The sequence below is a fragment of the Salmonella sp. 32020114201800008SM genome (genome assembly GCF_017572025.1).
Lineage (GTDB): Bacteria > Pseudomonadota > Gammaproteobacteria > Enterobacterales > Enterobacteriaceae > Salmonella > Salmonella enterica.
The window spans coordinates 235,638-251,556 of sequence record NZ_JAGEQM010000005.1 but is presented as its reverse complement, the minus strand read 5'-3'; the positions used below and the strand labels follow the sequence as shown (position 1 = coordinate 251,556).

Annotated in this window: 16 protein-coding genes and 1 pseudogene; 12 read left to right on the top strand and 5 right to left on the bottom strand. The window is 50.8% G+C overall.

Features of this window, described 5'->3' with window-relative positions; genetic code table 11:
• The first annotated feature begins 75 nt into the window (after positions 1 to 75).
• Positions 76 to 900 (top strand): protein bax, encoded by an 825-nt coding sequence (locus J4613_RS15315; RefSeq protein ID WP_001575119.1) that lies wholly within the window; start codon positions 76 to 78, stop codon positions 898 to 900.
• A 60-nt stretch (positions 901 to 960) separates the two neighbouring features.
• Here the strand turns inward: J4613_RS15315 and xylR are convergent, their stop codons facing one another.
• A complete protein-coding gene (gene xylR, locus J4613_RS15310) occupies positions 961 to 2,139 on the bottom strand; it encodes a D-xylose utilization transcriptional activator XylR (RefSeq protein WP_000459824.1) in 1,179 nt (392 codons plus the stop codon).
• Positions 2,140 to 2,501: 362 nt separating this feature from the next.
• On the opposite strand from xylR, the gene xylA reads away from it, so the two are divergent.
• The 3 genes from xylA (at position 2,502) to J4613_RS15295 (ending at position 5,906) form a co-directional block, all read left to right on the top strand.
• Entirely contained in the window at positions 2,502 to 3,824 is a 1,323-nt protein-coding gene (gene xylA / locus J4613_RS15305; RefSeq protein WP_001149561.1) for a xylose isomerase, read from the top strand.
• A 99-nt stretch (positions 3,825 to 3,923) separates the two neighbouring features.
• Positions 3,924 to 5,378, top strand: a complete 1,455-nt coding sequence (gene xylB, locus J4613_RS15300) for a xylulokinase (protein WP_000275326.1) — start codon at positions 3,924 to 3,926, stop codon at positions 5,376 to 5,378.
• A gap of 174 nt (positions 5,379 to 5,552) precedes the next feature.
• Entirely contained in the window at positions 5,553 to 5,906 is a 354-nt protein-coding gene (locus J4613_RS15295) for a YiaA/YiaB family protein (protein WP_000340935.1), read from the top strand.
• 22 nt (positions 5,907 to 5,928) lie between these two features.
• Here J4613_RS15295 and J4613_RS15290 read toward each other — a convergent pair whose 3' ends face one another.
• On the bottom strand, positions 5,929 to 6,924 hold the full coding sequence (locus tag J4613_RS15290; protein ID WP_001182577.1) for an acyltransferase: 996 nt from the start codon (positions 6,922 to 6,924) through the stop codon (positions 5,929 to 5,931).
• A gap of 165 nt (positions 6,925 to 7,089) precedes the next feature.
• Between J4613_RS15290 and J4613_RS15285 the strand changes: the two genes are divergently transcribed.
• From J4613_RS15285 to J4613_RS15255, 7 genes and pseudogenes are all read left to right on the top strand, one after another.
• Positions 7,090 to 7,392, top strand: coding sequence for a YsaB family lipoprotein (locus J4613_RS15285; protein ID WP_000605590.1), 303 nt, complete (start codon positions 7,090 to 7,092; stop codon positions 7,390 to 7,392).
• 138 nt (positions 7,393 to 7,530) lie between these two features.
• On the top strand, positions 7,531 to 8,442 hold the full coding sequence (gene glyQ, locus J4613_RS15280; RefSeq protein WP_001168551.1) for a glycine--tRNA ligase subunit alpha: 912 nt from the start codon (positions 7,531 to 7,533) through the stop codon (positions 8,440 to 8,442).
• 9 nt (positions 8,443 to 8,451) lie between these two features.
• Positions 8,452 to 10,521 (top strand): glycine--tRNA ligase subunit beta, encoded by a 2,070-nt coding sequence (gene glyS, locus J4613_RS15275; protein ID WP_001291736.1) that lies wholly within the window; start codon positions 8,452 to 8,454, stop codon positions 10,519 to 10,521.
• A 389-nt stretch (positions 10,522 to 10,910) separates the two neighbouring features.
• Positions 10,911 to 11,309, top strand: a pseudogene (locus tag J4613_RS22725) (IS3 family transposase); the annotation flags it as partial.
• A gap of 171 nt (positions 11,310 to 11,480) precedes the next feature.
• Positions 11,481 to 11,948: a GNAT family N-acetyltransferase gene (locus tag J4613_RS15265; protein ID WP_000702452.1), complete on the top strand. Its 468-nt coding sequence runs from the start codon at positions 11,481 to 11,483 to the stop codon at positions 11,946 to 11,948.
• A 177-nt stretch (positions 11,949 to 12,125) separates the two neighbouring features.
• Positions 12,126 to 12,413, top strand: a complete 288-nt coding sequence (locus tag J4613_RS15260; RefSeq protein ID WP_000965886.1) for a DUF1778 domain-containing protein — start codon at positions 12,126 to 12,128, stop codon at positions 12,411 to 12,413.
• Positions 12,401 to 12,886, top strand: coding sequence for a GNAT family N-acetyltransferase (locus J4613_RS15255; RefSeq protein WP_000533909.1), 486 nt, complete (start codon positions 12,401 to 12,403; stop codon positions 12,884 to 12,886). Before J4613_RS15260 ends, J4613_RS15255 begins: the two co-directional genes overlap by 13 nt.
• 371 nt (positions 12,887 to 13,257) lie before the next feature.
• Here the strand turns inward: J4613_RS15255 and cueP are convergent, their stop codons facing one another.
• From cueP to J4613_RS15240, 3 genes are all read right to left on the bottom strand, one after another.
• Positions 13,258 to 13,797, bottom strand: coding sequence for a copper-binding periplasmic metallochaperone CueP (gene cueP / locus J4613_RS15250; protein WP_058115660.1), 540 nt, complete (start codon positions 13,795 to 13,797; stop codon positions 13,258 to 13,260).
• Positions 13,798 to 13,970: 173 nt separating this feature from the next.
• On the bottom strand, positions 13,971 to 14,183 hold the full coding sequence (cspA, locus tag J4613_RS15245) for an RNA chaperone/antiterminator CspA (protein WP_000014594.1): 213 nt from the start codon (positions 14,181 to 14,183) through the stop codon (positions 13,971 to 13,973).
• Between the two features lie 287 nt (positions 14,184 to 14,470).
• Positions 14,471 to 14,761, bottom strand: coding sequence for an HTH-type transcriptional regulator (locus J4613_RS15240; protein WP_000455790.1), 291 nt, complete (start codon positions 14,759 to 14,761; stop codon positions 14,471 to 14,473).
• A gap of 438 nt (positions 14,762 to 15,199) precedes the next feature.
• Between J4613_RS15240 and J4613_RS15235 the strand changes: the two genes are divergently transcribed.
• Entirely contained in the window at positions 15,200 to 15,910 is a 711-nt protein-coding gene (locus tag J4613_RS15235) for a DUF3053 domain-containing protein (protein WP_000190524.1), read from the top strand.
• The last annotated feature ends 9 nt before the right edge of the window (positions 15,911 to 15,919 follow it).

The window sequence follows — 15,919 nt, the reverse complement described above, 5'->3', positions numbered from 1 at the left end:
AGAATTTGGGGTTCAAACCTCAACTTCGTGAAAAATAAAAGGTGTTGGAATGTATCAATCCGACCAGGAGACCTAATGATATTGACTCCCATGCGACGATATGGGGCAATGATTCTTATGTTACTCACCATCGCATTTTCGGGTGAGGTGCTGGCAAAGACGCACGCAACACAAACGAGTCAAAAGTCCCACATAACTGAGACAAGTTATAAACAGGTTAGCAGTAAACAAGAGTATTCTCGCAATAGTGCAAAGAGCAGTTCACTTCCTGATTTGCGAAAATACCCTTCCGGAACCCCCAGAAAAAAAGCGTTTCTCCGGACCGTTATGCCTTACATCACCAGCCAAAATGCCGCGATTACCGCGGACCGTAATTGGCTGATCTCAAAACAGTACCAGAACCGCTGGTCGCCGTCTGAACGCGCGCGTATGAAAGATATCGCGAAGCGCTATAAAGTGAGCTGGTCCGGCAACACGCGTCGTATTCCGTGGAATACGTTGCTGGAGCGCGTCGACATTATCCCAACCAGCATGGTGGCGACGATGGCGGCGGCGGAAAGCGGCTGGGGAACCTCTAAACTGGCGCGTAGCAACAATAACCTGTTCGGCATGAAGTGCACGAAAGGGCGTTGTACCAATACGCCGGGTAAGGTGAAAGGTTACTCGCAATTCGCGTCGGTTGAGGAGTCGGTGAGCGCGTATGTCGCTAACCTGAACACGCATCCGGCTTATTCCTCTTTCCGCAAGTCGCGCGCCCAACTGCGTAAGGCGGATCAGGAAGTCACCGCCACGGCGATGATTCATAAGCTGAAGGGTTACTCTACCCAGGGGTCGCGCTATAACAACTACTTGTTCGCGATGTACCAGGACAACCAGCGTCTGATCGCCGCGCATATGTAATTCTGTGTGCCGGATGGCGCTACGCTATCCGGCTTACAAGGCGTCTGTAGGCTGGATAAACTACAACAACGCTTCACTATGCTGGTCGCGATACTCCTTAGGCGTAGTGACGTACTCCTTTTTAAACACCGAATAGAAATATTGCAGTGACGGGTAGCCGCACATTTGCGAAATTTCGTTTATCGCCAACGTGGTGGAAATCAACAAACTACGCGCTTTTTCCAGCTTTTCGGCGTGGATCAGCGCATGTATCGTCTCGCCAACTTCTTCCTTAAAACGTTTTTCCAGGTTTGAACGTGAAATCCCAACCGCGTCCAGCACTTGCTCGACTTTAATGCCCTTACAGGCATGGTTACGAATAAAGTGCATCGCCTGGATAACCGCCGGATCGGTCAGGGAGCGATAGTCTGTCGAGCGGCGCGCAATGACGCGCACCGGCGGCACCAGAATGCGCTGTAACGGCATCTCTTCGCGCGCCAGCAAACGGTGCAGCAGCTTCGCCGCCTGATAGCCCATTTGCCGCGCCCCCTGCGCGACGGAGGAAAGCGCGACGCGCGACAGATAACGGGTTAACTCTTCGTTATCAATACCGATAACGCAAAGTTTTTCCGGCACCGGAATATGCAGGTGTTCACAGGCCTGCAATACGTGACGGGCGCGGGCATCCGTTACGGCAATGATGCCGGTTTGCGGCGGCAGCGTCTGAAGCCAGTCGGCGAGGCGATTTTGCGCGTGCTGCCAGTTTTCCGGCGCGGTTTCCAGCCCCTGATAGACTACGCCGCGGTATTTTTCCTCGGCGACCAGCTGGCGAAAGGCGTATTCCCGTTCCGCCGCCCAATGTTTGCGGCTGGAGTCGGGCAAACCGTAAAACGCGAAGCGGTTAACGCCTTTTTCTTTTAAATGCAGGAAAGCGCTTTCAACGAGCGCATGATTATCGGTGGCGATGTAATGAACGGCGGGATAATTTTCAGCAAGATGGTAAGAACCGCCGACCCCGACAATGGGTACGTCGACATCGGCCAATAATTGCGCGATATCGTCATCATCGTAATCGGCAATAACGCCGTCGCCTAACCACTCTTTAATGTTATCGATACGGGCACGGAAATCTTCCTCAATAAATATATCCCATTCGGATTGCGAGGCTTGTAAATATTCACCCACCCCCTCCACTACCTGACGGTCATAGGCTTTATTCGCGTTAAATAACAGAGTGATACGGTGACGTTTATCAAACATGAGGATATATCCTGCAAAAGTGAACCTGGACTCATGGATACTATCAAAACGGCTGACATAACGGTCTGGCGAATGATGACAAATTATTTTGCGCCTGAAACGTTATGCGAAATTCATCACAGCAAACGGCGGATGACAATTGTCATTTCTTATCTATATATTACGGTTTTTTGTTTATTTGCCAGGATTCGATCGCGATCGCTTTTTTCTTCTGTGGTTTTCAGCGTTTTTTTGAGAGCCAGAGCACATTTGGGGATTCTCTTAATAGCGGTGTGAAATAACGTAATTGAGCAATAAATCAGGAAATTCCAGTATGACGTTATGTCGTTTACTTGCCGTCTTATCTGATTATGGAGCTCACTATGCAGGCTTATTTTGACCAACTCGATCGTGTTCGCTATGAAGGCCCTCAATCGACTAACCCGCTGGCATTTCGTCATTACAATCCCGACGAGCTGGTTTTAGGTAAACGTATGGAAGATCACCTGCGTTTCGCGGCCTGTTACTGGCATACCTTCTGCTGGAACGGCGCTGATATGTTTGGTGTAGGCGCGTTTAATCGTCCGTGGCAGCAACCGGGCGAAGCGCTGGAGCTGGCGAAACGCAAAGCGGACGTGGCGTTTGAATTTTTCCACAAACTGAATGTGCCTTTTTATTGCTTCCATGACGTGGATGTGTCGCCGGAAGGCGCGTCGTTGAAAGAATATAAAAACAACTTCGCGCAGATGGTGGATGTGCTGGCGGCGAAACAGGAGCAGAGCGGCGTAAAACTGCTGTGGGGAACGGCGAACTGCTTTACCAACCCGCGCTATGGCGCAGGCGCCGCCACTAACCCGGACCCGGAAGTCTTTAGCTGGGCAGCGACGCAAGTGGTTACGGCAATGAACGCCACGCATAAACTGGGCGGCGAAAATTACGTCCTGTGGGGCGGGCGCGAAGGTTATGAAACGTTGCTGAATACCGATCTGCGCCAGGAACGCGAACAGATTGGCCGCTTTATGCAAATGGTGGTCGAGCACAAACATAAAATGGGCTTCCAGGGCACGCTGCTGATTGAACCGAAACCGCAGGAACCGACAAAACATCAGTATGATTATGACGTTGCAACGGTCTATGGCTTCCTCAAACAGTTCGGCCTGGAAAAAGAGATCAAAGTGAACATTGAGGCGAACCACGCGACGCTGGCGGGCCATTCGTTCCACCATGAAATCGCGACCGCTATCGCGCTGGGTATTTTTGGCTCCGTTGACGCCAACCGCGGCGATGCGCAACTGGGCTGGGATACCGATCAGTTCCCGATTAGCGTTGAAGAGAACGCGCTGGTGATGTACGAAATCCTGAAAGCGGGCGGATTCACGACGGGCGGTCTCAACTTCGACGCCAAAGTTCGTCGCCAGAGCACCGATAAATACGATCTGTTCTACGGTCATATCGGCGCGATGGATACGATGGCGTTGTCGCTGAAAATTGCCGCGCGTATGGTTGAAGACGGCGAGCTGGATAAACGCGTGGCGAAGCGCTATGCCGGCTGGAATGGCGAGCTGGGGCAGCAGATTCTGAAAGGACAACTCTCCTTAGGCGAACTGGCGCAGTATGCGGAGCAGCATAATCTGGCGCCAGTACATCAAAGCGGTCATCAGGAGCTGTTAGAAAATCTGGTTAACCGTTATCTGTTTGATAAATAACTCTATCTACCGGGCGACTCCGCGTTAGCCCGGCCTGTAGTCGTGATTAGCCCGGTAAGCGTAGCGCTGCCGGGCGCTTTCAGTAAAGGAACCCACACTATGTATATCGGGATCGATCTTGGTACATCGGGTGTAAAAGCTATCCTGTTGAATGAGCAGGGCGATGTGCTGGCTACGCATACTGAAAAACTGACCGTATCGCGTCCGCATCCCTTATGGTCGGAACAGGAACCAGAGCAGTGGTGGCAGGCGACGGATCGTGCGGTTAAAGGTTTAGGTCGGCAACAGTCGTTAAGTGGCGTCCGGGCGTTGGGCATCGCCGGACAAATGCATGGCGCGACATTACTTGATAGCCGTCAGCAGGTTCTGCGACCAGCGATTTTATGGAATGACGGACGCTGTAGCGAAGAGTGCGCCTGGCTGGAAAAACAGGTGCCGCAGTCGCGAGCGATAACCGGTAATCTGATGATGCCCGGTTTTACCGCGCCCAAATTAGTTTGGGTGCAGCGCCACGAACCGGATATTTTCTACCAGATAGACAAGGTTCTGCTGCCGAAAGATTTTCTGCGGCTGCGAATGACAGGCGTCTTTGCCAGCGATATGTCGGATGCGGCGGGAACGATGTGGCTGGACGTGAAAAAGCGCGACTGGAGCGACGTTATGCTCAACGCCTGTCATTTAACCCGACAGCAGATGCCAGCGTTATTTGAAGGTAGTGACATTACCGGAACGTTGCTGCCAGAGGTCGCCAGCGCATGGGGAATGCCAGCAGTACCTGTGGTGGCAGGCGGCGGCGACAATGCGGCTGGCGCGGTCGGCGTAGGAATGATCGATGCCGGACAGGCGATGCTCTCACTCGGAACATCGGGCGTCTATTTTGCCGTCAGCGACGGCTTTCTGAGCAAACCGGAGAGCGCAGTACACAGTTTTTGCCATGCGCTGCCGGAACGCTGGCATTTAATGTCTGTGATGTTGAGCGCCGCCTCTTGTCTGGACTGGGCGGCTAAACTCACCGGGCAGGAGAACGTCCCGGCGCTGATTGCCGCCGCACAGCAGGCGGATGAGCATGCCGATTCGATCTGGTTTTTGCCGTACCTGTCCGGCGAGCGCACGCCGCACAATAATCCGCAGGCAAAAGGCGTTTTCTTTGGTTTAACCCATCAGCATGGCCCGGCGGAACTGGCGCGGGCGGTACTGGAGGGCGTGGGATATGCTCTGGCGGACGGTATGGATGTGGTTCACGCCTGCGGCGTCAAACCCGCCAGCGTGACGCTTATCGGCGGCGGGGCGCGCAGCGAATACTGGCGTCAGATGCTATCTGATATTAGCGGGCTACAGCTTGATTATCGTACTGGCGGCGATGTAGGGCCAGCGCTGGGCGCGGCGCGTCTGGCGCAAATTGCGGTGAATAAACAGACCCCGCTCGCCGATGTATTGCCGCAGTTGCCGCTGGAGCAGGCGCATTATCCTGATGCGCAGCGTCATGCGGTTTATCAACAACGTCGTGAAACCTTCCGTCGACTTTATCAGCAGCTGTTGCCGTTGATGTCATAAGTCAGAATGCCTTTCGGTTTTGGCCGAAAGGCATTTCCCGTAAATATTAATTCTATTGAATTATATCGAAGTAAGTATGTGTGTTTTCTGATTTTTATATTATTGCTGGGCAGGCGCCTTTTTCATCGCTATTTCTTCGCTTAATGTGTCTCACACAACCACAAGGAGAGTGAGATGGACGATCACGTTGCGCGCAGGAAACGGATATTCGGCCTGGGAATGTTAGTTGTCGGTGCAGTGGTATACCTGGTGGGACTGTGGCCAGGCTGTCATACATTAAGCGAAAAGGGATATTTTTTTGCGGCAATCGTCATGTGTGGTTTTCCAGTCTTAATTCGCCAGGAACACACGGGAAATGGCCGCTTGCTTTCTCGTTGCAAATCTTTGCTGTTGCTTGGCATCGGCATGGTCGCGGTCGGCGTATTTAACCTGGCGCTGGCGGGCGCGCTGAAAATACTGTGTCTGGTGGCGCTGGGGGTCAGTATATATGGAACCGATCTTTACGCTTCCTACAGTGATGATGAATGATGGCCGGAGCCATCATTGTCGTTTAGCTAACCCATTTCCGTTTATCAATACGCTGTAACAGCATGGAAAGTAGCAGGCTTCCTGTCACCGTCGCGGCAAAAACCCACACGATGTCTAACGGCGGCCAACGTTTTAACTCCAGACCATTAGTACGTAGCGCATGGATAATCAGTGCGTGGAAACCATAAATGCCCAACGAGTGGCGGGAGATAAGCCCCAGTCCAGGTAACGTCCGCGCATTCAGCTTATTTTTAACTACCGTGAACAGTGAGACGGCGCAAATAAACACCATGGGACCGCAATACAGATACCAGGTATCGGCAAAATTTCCGCGCCAGCGTAATTCATGCAATGTGCCGCGAGAAATAACAAATACCGCGATGATGAACAGGGCAGCGCAGATAAGCGTCAGCGATGGCTTTTGCGTCTCCATCATGCCAATGGCGCGGCCCAGGATACCGTAGAGAATGTAGTAGAACGTGTCGCCGTTGATATACAGATTGATGGGCAACCATTCAACGCCGCCGATTTTTTGCGGCACAGTATTTGGGTTAGCAATAATACCAATGATCACCATCAGCATCAGGAGCATTTTGCCGCTCACGTTTTTTACCTGGATTAATGGCGATACCAGGTAGATCACCGCAATCGCAAAGAAAAACCACAGGTGGTAAAACACGGGTTTTTGCAGCACATTTTTTAGCGAAAGCTCGACGTTGATCGAAGTAAAAAGTGAAATGTAAGCCAGGGCGACAACGCTGTAAAAGATAAGGCACAGGGCGATACGTAAAAAATGCCGCGGTTGCGCGCAGCGCTCGCCAAAAAAAAGATAGCCTGAAATCATAAAAAACAGGGGAACGCTAACGCGCGAAGCCGAATTCAGGACATTCGCAATATCCCAGTTTAGCGGGCTGACGCTGTGGGCGTTGGTGATGTACCACGTTGTAGTATGGATCATCACTACCATTAAACAGGCGATCCCTCGCAGGTTATCAATCCAGTTAATTTTAGGCTGCATCAGTTCCTCAGCTTCCGTTTCAATAGAGTTCCAGCGCGGTGGCTCACTGGAAAAATCCGACTTTCTACGCTACATCTTGTGATGGCGTAAGGAGATTCGCACAATGTGTCTGCTACCCACAAACCTTAATAATAAGACTGACCAGCAAACCAGACGGTAATAAAAATGATAATGAAGTATTTCTGTTCTGTGATGATAGCCATCGCTCTGGTGGGATGCACAGCGACACCGCCACCGACGCAAAAAGCCCAGCAGAGTAAAGTGAGCCCAACACGCACGCTGGATATGGAAGCATTGTGTAAAGCTCAGGCGGCGCAGCGTTACAATACTGGCGCACAGAAAATTGCTGTTACCGGTTTCGAACAGTTTCAGGGGAGCTATGAGATGCGTGGTAATACTTTCCGTAAAGAGAGTTTTGTCTGCTCTTTTGATGCAGATGGGCAGTTTTTACATCTTTCTATGCGGTAAAAGCCGCGCCTGGTGAGGTGTGATGCCGCGAAATCCGGCAATTTTCGCTAAACAAACCGGTTTCATACTGTATATCTCGCATCCAGCGGGTATACTGGCTCCTTCCTTTAAATCCACACGTATCCAGCACGAAATAATATGCAAAAGTTTGATACCAGGACCTTCCAGGGCTTGATCCTGACCTTACAGGATTACTGGGCTCGCCAGGGCTGCACCATTGTTCAACCATTGGACATGGAAGTCGGCGCGGGAACTTCTCATCCAATGACCTGCCTGCGCGCGCTGGGGCCAGAGCCGATGGCGACTGCCTATGTGCAGCCTTCTCGTCGTCCGACCGATGGCCGCTACGGCGAAAACCCGAACCGCTTACAGCACTACTATCAGTTCCAGGTAGTGATTAAGCCGTCTCCGGACAACATTCAGGAGCTGTATCTCGGTTCTCTGAAAGAGCTGGGTATGGACCCGACCATTCACGATATCCGTTTCGTGGAAGATAACTGGGAGAACCCGACGCTGGGCGCCTGGGGACTCGGCTGGGAAGTGTGGCTGAATGGCATGGAAGTGACGCAGTTCACCTACTTCCAGCAGGTCGGCGGCCTGGAGTGCAAGCCGGTGACCGGTGAAATCACCTACGGTCTGGAACGTCTGGCGATGTATATCCAGGGCGTGGACAGCGTTTACGACCTGGTCTGGAGCGATGGCCCGCTGGGTAAAACCACCTACGGCGACGTGTTCCATCAAAACGAAGTGGAGCAGTCCACCTATAATTTTGAATACGCCGATGTGGATTTCTTATTCACCTGCTTCGAGCAGTATGAAAAAGAAGCCCAGCAGCTGCTGGCGCTGGAAAACCCGCTGCCGCTGCCGGCCTACGAGCGTATTCTGAAAGCCGCCCATAGCTTCAACCTGCTGGATGCGCGTAAAGCTATCTCCGTCACCGAACGTCAGCGCTACATTTTGCGTATTCGCACCCTGACCAAAGCAGTGGCAGAGGCTTATTATGCTTCCCGTGAAGCCCTCGGCTTCCCGATGTGCAACAAAGACAAGTAAGAGGCGGCCATGTCTGAGAAAACTTTTCTGGTGGAAATCGGCACTGAAGAGCTGCCACCAAAAGCACTGCGCAGTTTGGCTGAGTCCTTTGCTGCGAACTTCACTGCGGAGCTGGATAACGCCGGCCTCGCGCACGGTAACGTTGAATGGTTTGCCGCCCCGCGCCGTCTGGCGCTGAAAGTGGCGAATCTTGCTGAATCTCAGCCCGATCGCGAAGTCGAAAAACGTGGTCCGGCGATTGCTCAGGCGTTTGACGCCGAAGGCAAACCGAGCAAAGCGGCAGAAGGCTGGGCGCGCGGCTGCGGGATCACCGTTGATCAGGCCGAGCGTCTGAAGACCGACAAAGGCGAATGGCTGCTGTATCGCGCCCACGTGAAGGGCGAAAGTACCGAAGCGCTGGTGCCGAACATGGTAGCCACCTCGCTGGCAAAACTACCGATCCCGAAACTGATGCGCTGGGGCGCGTCTGACGTCCACTTCGTGCGTCCGGTGCACACCGTGACTCTGCTGCTGGGCGATAAGGTCATTCCGGCGACTATTCTGGGTATTCAGTCTGACCGCGTCATTCGCGGCCACCGCTTTATGGGTGAGCCGGAGTTCACTATCGACAATGCTGACCAGTACCCGCAAATTCTGCTGGAGCGCGGTAAAGTCATTGCCGACTACGAAGCGCGTAAAGCCAAAATCAAAGCGGACGCCGAAGAAGCGGCACGCAAGATTGGCGGTAATGCCGACCTGAGCGAAAGCCTGCTGGAAGAAGTGGCCTCGCTGGTGGAATGGCCGGTGGTATTGACGGCGAAATTCGAAGAGAAATTCCTCGCCGTGCCTGCCGAAGCGCTGGTGTACACCATGAAGGGCGACCAGAAGTATTTCCCGGTTTATGACAACGCGGGCAAGCTGCTGCCGAACTTTATCTTCGTCGCCAACATCGAATCGAAGGATCCGACCCAGATTATCTCCGGTAACGAGAAAGTGGTGCGTCCGCGTCTGGCAGATGCTGAATTCTTCTTCAATACCGACCGTAAAAAACGTCTGGAAGACCATCTGCCGCGTCTACAAACCGTGCTGTTCCAGCAACAGCTGGGCACGCTGCGCGACAAGACCGACCGTATTCAGGCGCTGGCGGGCTGGATTGCCGGTCAGATTGGCGCTGACGTCAACCACGCCACTCGTGCGGGCCTGCTCTCCAAGTGCGACCTGATGACCAACATGGTCTTCGAGTTCACCGACACCCAGGGCGTGATGGGGATGCACTACGCGCGCCATGATGGTGAAGCGGAAGATGTGGCCGTGGCGCTGAACGAACAGTATCAGCCACGCTTTGCCGGTGATGACCTGCCGTCTAACCCGGTGGCCTGCGCGCTGGCGATCGCCGATAAGATGGACACTCTGGCGGGTATCTTCGGTATTGGTCAGCATCCGAAAGGCGACAAAGACCCGTTTGCGCTGCGTCGTGCCGCGCTGGGCGTGCTGCGCATCATCGTTGAGAAGAACCTCGCTCTTGATCTGCAAACGCTGACCGAAGAAGCGGTGCGTCTGTATGGCGACAAGCTGACCAATGCCAACGTAGTCGATGATGTGATCGATTTTATGCTGGGTCGCTTCCGCGCCTGGTATCAGGATGAAGGTTACACCGTCGACACTATCCAGGCGGTACTGGCGCGTCGTCCGACCCGTCCGGCAGATTTTGATGCCCGCATGAAGGCGGTGTCTCATTTCCGCACCCTGGAAGAAGCCTCTGCGCTGGCGGCGGCGAACAAGCGCGTCTCCAACATCCTGGCGAAAGCCACTGAGCCGCTGAACGATATCGTCCACGCCTCCGTACTGAAAGAAGCGGCGGAAATTGAGTTGGCCAGACATCTGGTTGTGCTGCGTGATAAGCTTCAGCCGTACTTTGCCGATGGTCGTTATCAGGAAGCGTTGATTGAGCTGGCTGCTCTGCGCGCTCCGGTGGATGAATTCTTCGAAAATGTCATGGTTAACGCGGAAGAGAAAGATATCCGTATCAACCGCCTGACGCTGTTGTCGAAACTACGCGAACTGTTCCTGCAGGTTGCGGATATTTCGTTACTGCAATAAGCGTTCAGTTAAATAAACAAAAACCTGCTCTCGGGCAGGTTTTTTTATAACATAAATAGTATTAGTTGATTCGCTAATAATTCTGTAACTCATAGACGCGGTTATCTCTATTGATTGGCAAGAATTATTTCAGGAATACATTAACGCTGGCGGTACGGATATTGGCGTTAGAATAGCTGCGGGTGCTTGAGACTGTTTGTCTCAGGTATTCACCAAAAGGCAGACAGAGAAAATCCCCACCTGACTATACCCAAAATAATTCGAGTTGCTTAAAGGCGGCAAGGGAGTGAGTCCCCAGGAGCATAGATAACTATGTGACTGGGGTGAGCGAGCGTAGCCAACACATAAGCAACTTGAAGTATGAAGGGTATATAAATCAAAAGTGCACTGCGCCCATTATTGATCTCTTCAATAACGAAGCGATCTCCTGCAGTATTTCAGAACGTCCAACTATGCCGATGATCGATGACATGCTCATGAAGGCATTTGCCAGACTTGATGCGGGTACCAATCCGGTTCTTCATTCAGATCAGGGCTGGCAATACCGTCATTGATGGTACCAGTATCAGTTACGAGAGTTTGGCATCATCCAAAGTATGTCCCGCAAAGGCAACTGCCTTGATAATGCCTGTGCAGAATGTTTTTTCGGGACTTTAAAATCAGAAAGTTTTTACACCAGTAAATTTAAGGATATTGATGAACTTAAGATAGCTATTGAGGATTACATACGATACTACAATACCCGACGAATTAGCCTTAAATTTAACGGACTCAGCCCGGTTGAATAGCGCCTAAAGAGCTATCCAGGCAGAAATTAACAAGGTCTGTACAGGGATGCTATCAGGAAACCTGAACGTTGGTGGATACGGTCACGCAAATGTCTGCTATGAGCGAGGAACGGACGCCCTATTTCACAAAAATTAGTATTGTTCTACAAGTAACTCTCACAATGAGGTTTTATGAAAATCAGAAGGTTCAGTAATGGGGATGAAATATCGTTATTCAGAGTTTTTTTCTCATCTGTACATACGATCGCATCACACTACTACACACGTGAACAAATTGATGCTTGGGCCCCAGCAGATATCGACCTGGAGCGATGGGCCAATCACATTAAGGAATTACAACCTTTTGTTGTAGAGCTGGATGGTGAAATAGCTGGATATGCAGATGTTCAACCAAATGGATACATTGATCATTTCTTTGTATCAGGAACCTATTCAAGACAGGGGGTAGGGACACTACTGATGAATTGCATTCATGAGGAAGCCAGACAGCGTGGAATTAGTGAACTTACTTCAAATGTAAGTAAGGCTGCGGAAGTGTTCTTTCTACGACACGGCTTTCATATAGTGGAGCGAGGCTTTCCTATTTGCCGTGGAGTGACATTACAAAATGCTCTGATGAGGAAATGTTTGGCGAAATAATAGTCAGCCTGCAGAAAGGCAGCATTGTTCTTTTGCCTTGTTGAACTCAGTAAACCGCTACAATGAGCAATTTCCGCTGCTGGCACAAAGCGAACATCAGTATTCAAAAAATGAAAAACGACGACTTGATGTATACCGTTTGCTATACATGGTGGTTGTGCTATTCTTGTAAAGCAAATGCTATACAAGGGGTGTCTCATGAAATCAGATGTTCAACTTAACCTTAGAGCTAAGGAATCGCAGCGGGCGCTCATTGATGCAGCTGCGGAAATCCTTCACAAGTCACGTACAGATTTCATTCTGGAAACGGCCTGCCAGGCTGCCGAGAAAGTGATCCTTGACCGCCGTGTATTTAACTTTAACGATGAGCAATATGAGGAGTTCATCAATCTGCTTGATGCACCAGTCGCAGATGATCCCGTTATCGAAAAACTGCTGGCAAGGAAACCTCAGTGGGACGTGTAACAGCACCAGAACCTTTGTCCGCTTTTCATCAGGTAGCTGAGTTCGTCAGCGGTGAAGCTGTGCTCGATGACTGGTTGAAGCAAAAGGGCCTCAAAAACCAGGCTCTCGGAGCGGCCAGAACATTTGTGGTGTGCAAGAAAGACACGAAGCAAGTAGCCGGTTTTTACTCTCTGGCCACCGGTAGCGTCAACCATACAGAAGCGACAGGCAACCTTCGGCGTAACATGCCAGATCCCATCCCTGTCATTATACTTGCCCGTCTTGCTGTCGATCTCTCATTCCATGGAAAAGGGCTTGGTGCTGATTTACTTCATGATGCAGTGCTTCGTTGCTATCGGGTTGCCGAGAATATTGGTGTACGTGCAATCATGGTTCATGCACTTACCGAAGAAGCCAAAAATTTCTACATTCACCATGGTTTCAAATCATCACAAACTCAGCAGCGAACATTGTTCCTTAGGCTCCCTCAATAGAATGCAAAGACTGTTATGTTCAAATCGCTATAAGCGATAATTTGATAGAACGTCTAAGGTTAAATTCAGGAAGAATACGACGAACAAAATATTGATGAGACAGGAATCCGCGTGATGCAAGAAAGCAACGGAATGGATAATTCGATTGCGGACAATGTTATTTAGTTATAGCCAGAAACAAAAAAGAGCCCATGTATTAAATGGACTCTTTCGCTGATGCCTCGGTTAATCTGTCCAGGTTTTTGGGGTCAGTACAAAGTGAGCCCACCTCCGCCATTCTTGTGGCGTTATGCATTCTCAAGGCACTCTGTTAATTTTATCTTGTTGGCGCTTTGTAGGCCCGATAACCCATTATGTTATCGGGCATTTTTTTAACGTAATGGTAATTCCGTCAGACAGGTCTGGCTGTCATCACTGGTGGCAATGGCATGTGACGCCGTTTTACCGTTGTAGCTTACTTCGAGCGTCCCTTCCATATTGCGCGGTAGCCAAACACCGATAAATCCGTTTCGATAGCTTTGCATCTCTTTTTGTACGATGACAGCGCCTTTACTGTCTGTCACTTTTACAGTGAACGGTTTATTCGGCATTTCTCCCTGACAGCCGGAAAGGCTGTGGTTAAAACAGGGGTGTGTCCGCCATTCATAGGGCGCAAAAGAGAGATAGAATTTGTCGCCTAACGGCAGCGTATAAATCTGCTCTCCGTCAGATAATTTGAGCTCGGTACTGGTAATCGACGCGGAGTAAGGCAAAGGACGGCTCTGCGGCGTCTGATCAATCGTATCCACGATCTGCTCAACCGTTTTTCCCGCCAGCCCGTGTTGCGCCAGAAAAGCGGGTTCTGCGGATGCCGCAAGCGCGGAGCCGCTGGCGCATAAACCCAGAAGTAATAACCATGATGATTTCGACATAACTTCAATTCCTTGTGAACAATCTCCTTGCTTACTATAGGGGTTCCCCTAAGGGAAAGGTCAAAGGGACACAGGGTAAAGTAATGCAAAGTTATGCTGGGGGAGAGGGGGGAATTGGAATAAAAAAAATCCCCGCCATCAGGCAGGGATTCAAAATTCTGAGCTTTTTAAGCTTACAGGCTGGTTACGTTGCCAGCTGCCGGGCCTTTAGCGCCGCTTTCGATGGTGAAGGAAACTTTCTGACCTTCGTCCAGAGATTTGTAACCATCGTTCTGAATAGCGGAGAAGTGTACGAACACGTCTTTAGAACCGTCATCAGGAGTAATAAAGCCGAAGCCTTTATCAGCGTTGAACCATTTTACGATACCAGTCATTTTACCGGACATAGTGTATTACCTTTTAAAAAATAAGTGTGCCTTTCGGCGTTATGGCGTGCTTTACAGATTTTTTAAGCGTTAAGGAAATGCGCACTACGAGGGGTATCTAATGGATAACTCTTGAAGGGACTTGCCTTACTAAACTGCTTTAATGGTCTGTACGTCAAACCGTTGAGCACATTAACTCATGTAATGGCGGGCGATGCAACTTTTATTTTACTTTATTTCTCCAGGCCAGTAATCGGGCGGGGAAAACGGTCCTTGCGCAGGACCGTTAAAACAGAAAGGGGTAAAAATTACTCCATCAATTGCTTACTTAAGCGTGGGTTCGCCTGTATCAGGCGCATCAATTTAAGCTCTGCTGGCGTGGGTTTTTCGCGTTTCGATTCCCATTCCTGAACCATGGCAACCGTTACGCCCAGCGCTCTGGCGAATTCATCTGTTTTTAGTCCCGTCCCTCTCCGTAACTGTTCAAATTCGGTAAAAGGATTGGGTTTTTGCGTCAGGGTGATCTTTCGCGTTTCATCTTTAAAAACAATTTGTTCCAGGCTGCTCAGCAGCTCAAACATCGGATCTTTATATTCCATTGAGAACTCCTGTAAATCACACAGCGGGATCGTGAAATGCATCGAAGCCTCTTAAGAATAGTCGGGAAACTTGCGGGTGGGGGGCGACGCGCCGCCAGGAAGCGCTATCGATTCGTTTCGATGCCTTACGCTACGCGACTTTTAGGACGCTAACAATTTGATCCAGGAAGGTATATCCGTCTTTCAGAAAATAATTGTAAAGATTAAAAAAATATTACATCCCCCGCTGGAAAGCTTTCTTGCCGCGTTTTTTATCGCAGTGTCAGGTCAAAAATTAACAATAAAATAACAAATTAAGCATTGATGCAGATAAACATAATTTTCCGCTACAAGATCGCGTGGAAAGGGTATCCTGCAAGCCTGACCTGGACTATCCTTGTAAGCCGTCAGGCACGCAGGTGTCGTTGTGCGCATTTTTGGGTGAAAGGAGTATTAACAATGGCGACAGGTAAGTCCTGCTCTCGCTGGTTTGCGCCTGTTGTGGCGTTATTAATGGTGTTTAGCCTGAGCGGGTGTTTTGATAAAGAAGGCGATCAGCGCAAAGCGTTTGTCGATTTCCTGCAGAATACAGCAATGCGTAGCGGAGAGCGTTTACCAACGCTGACGGCCGATCAGAAAAAACAGTTTGGTCCGTTCGTGTCTGATTACGCGATACTGTATGGCTACTCGCAGCAGGTAAACCAGGCGATGGATTCCGGTCTGCGCCCGGTGGTCGATAGCGTTAACGCCATCCGCGTTCCGCAGGATTATATGACGCAACGCGAGCCGCTGCGGCAGGCAAATGGTTCGTTAGGCGTGCTGGCGCAACAGTTGCAGAATGCAAAACTGCAGGCTGATGCCGCGCATGGCGCGTTAAAGCAGGCCGATGACCTGAAACCTGTGTTTGATCAGGTCTACAAAAAAGTAGTCACCGTGCCGGCAGATGCTTTGCAGCCGCTGATCCCGGCGGCGCAGATCTTTACGCAGCAGTTGGTACAAGTGGGCGATTATATTGCGCAACAGGGCGAGCAGGTGAGCTTTGTCGCGAACGGCATTCAGTTCCCGACCTCACAGCAGGCCAGCCAATATAATGCGTTGATTGGGCCGTTAGCCTCGCAGCATCAGGCGTTTAATCAGGCCTGGACGGCGGCGGTAAACGCGACCCAGTAATGACAGTCT

Bases quoted from the DNA above. Each gene is read 5' to 3' on its own strand.
- J4613_RS15315 (WP_001575119.1), top strand. From the start codon at position 76: ATGATATTGACTCCCATGCGACGATATGGGGCAATGATTCTTATGTTA.
- xylR (WP_000459824.1), bottom strand. From the start codon at position 2,139: ATGTTTGATAAACGTCACCGTATCACTCTGTTATTTAACGCGAATAAA.
- xylA (WP_001149561.1), top strand. From the start codon at position 2,502: ATGCAGGCTTATTTTGACCAACTCGATCGTGTTCGCTATGAAGGCCCT.
- xylB (WP_000275326.1), top strand. From the start codon at position 3,924: ATGTATATCGGGATCGATCTTGGTACATCGGGTGTAAAAGCTATCCTG.
- J4613_RS15295 (WP_000340935.1), top strand. From the start codon at position 5,553: ATGGACGATCACGTTGCGCGCAGGAAACGGATATTCGGCCTGGGAATG.
- J4613_RS15290 (WP_001182577.1), bottom strand. From the start codon at position 6,924: ATGCAGCCTAAAATTAACTGGATTGATAACCTGCGAGGGATCGCCTGT.
- J4613_RS15285 (WP_000605590.1), top strand. From the start codon at position 7,090: ATGATAATGAAGTATTTCTGTTCTGTGATGATAGCCATCGCTCTGGTG.
- glyQ (WP_001168551.1), top strand. From the start codon at position 7,531: ATGCAAAAGTTTGATACCAGGACCTTCCAGGGCTTGATCCTGACCTTA.
- glyS (WP_001291736.1), top strand. From the start codon at position 8,452: ATGTCTGAGAAAACTTTTCTGGTGGAAATCGGCACTGAAGAGCTGCCA.
- J4613_RS15265 (WP_000702452.1), top strand. From the start codon at position 11,481: ATGAAAATCAGAAGGTTCAGTAATGGGGATGAAATATCGTTATTCAGA.
- J4613_RS15260 (WP_000965886.1), top strand. From the start codon at position 12,126: ATGCTATACAAGGGGTGTCTCATGAAATCAGATGTTCAACTTAACCTT.
- cueP (WP_058115660.1), bottom strand. From the start codon at position 13,797: ATGTCGAAATCATCATGGTTATTACTTCTGGGTTTATGCGCCAGCGGC.
- cspA (WP_000014594.1), bottom strand. From the start codon at position 14,183: ATGTCCGGTAAAATGACTGGTATCGTAAAATGGTTCAACGCTGATAAA.
- J4613_RS15240 (WP_000455790.1), bottom strand. From the start codon at position 14,761: ATGGAATATAAAGATCCGATGTTTGAGCTGCTGAGCAGCCTGGAACAA.
- J4613_RS15235 (WP_000190524.1), top strand. From the start codon at position 15,200: ATGGCGACAGGTAAGTCCTGCTCTCGCTGGTTTGCGCCTGTTGTGGCG.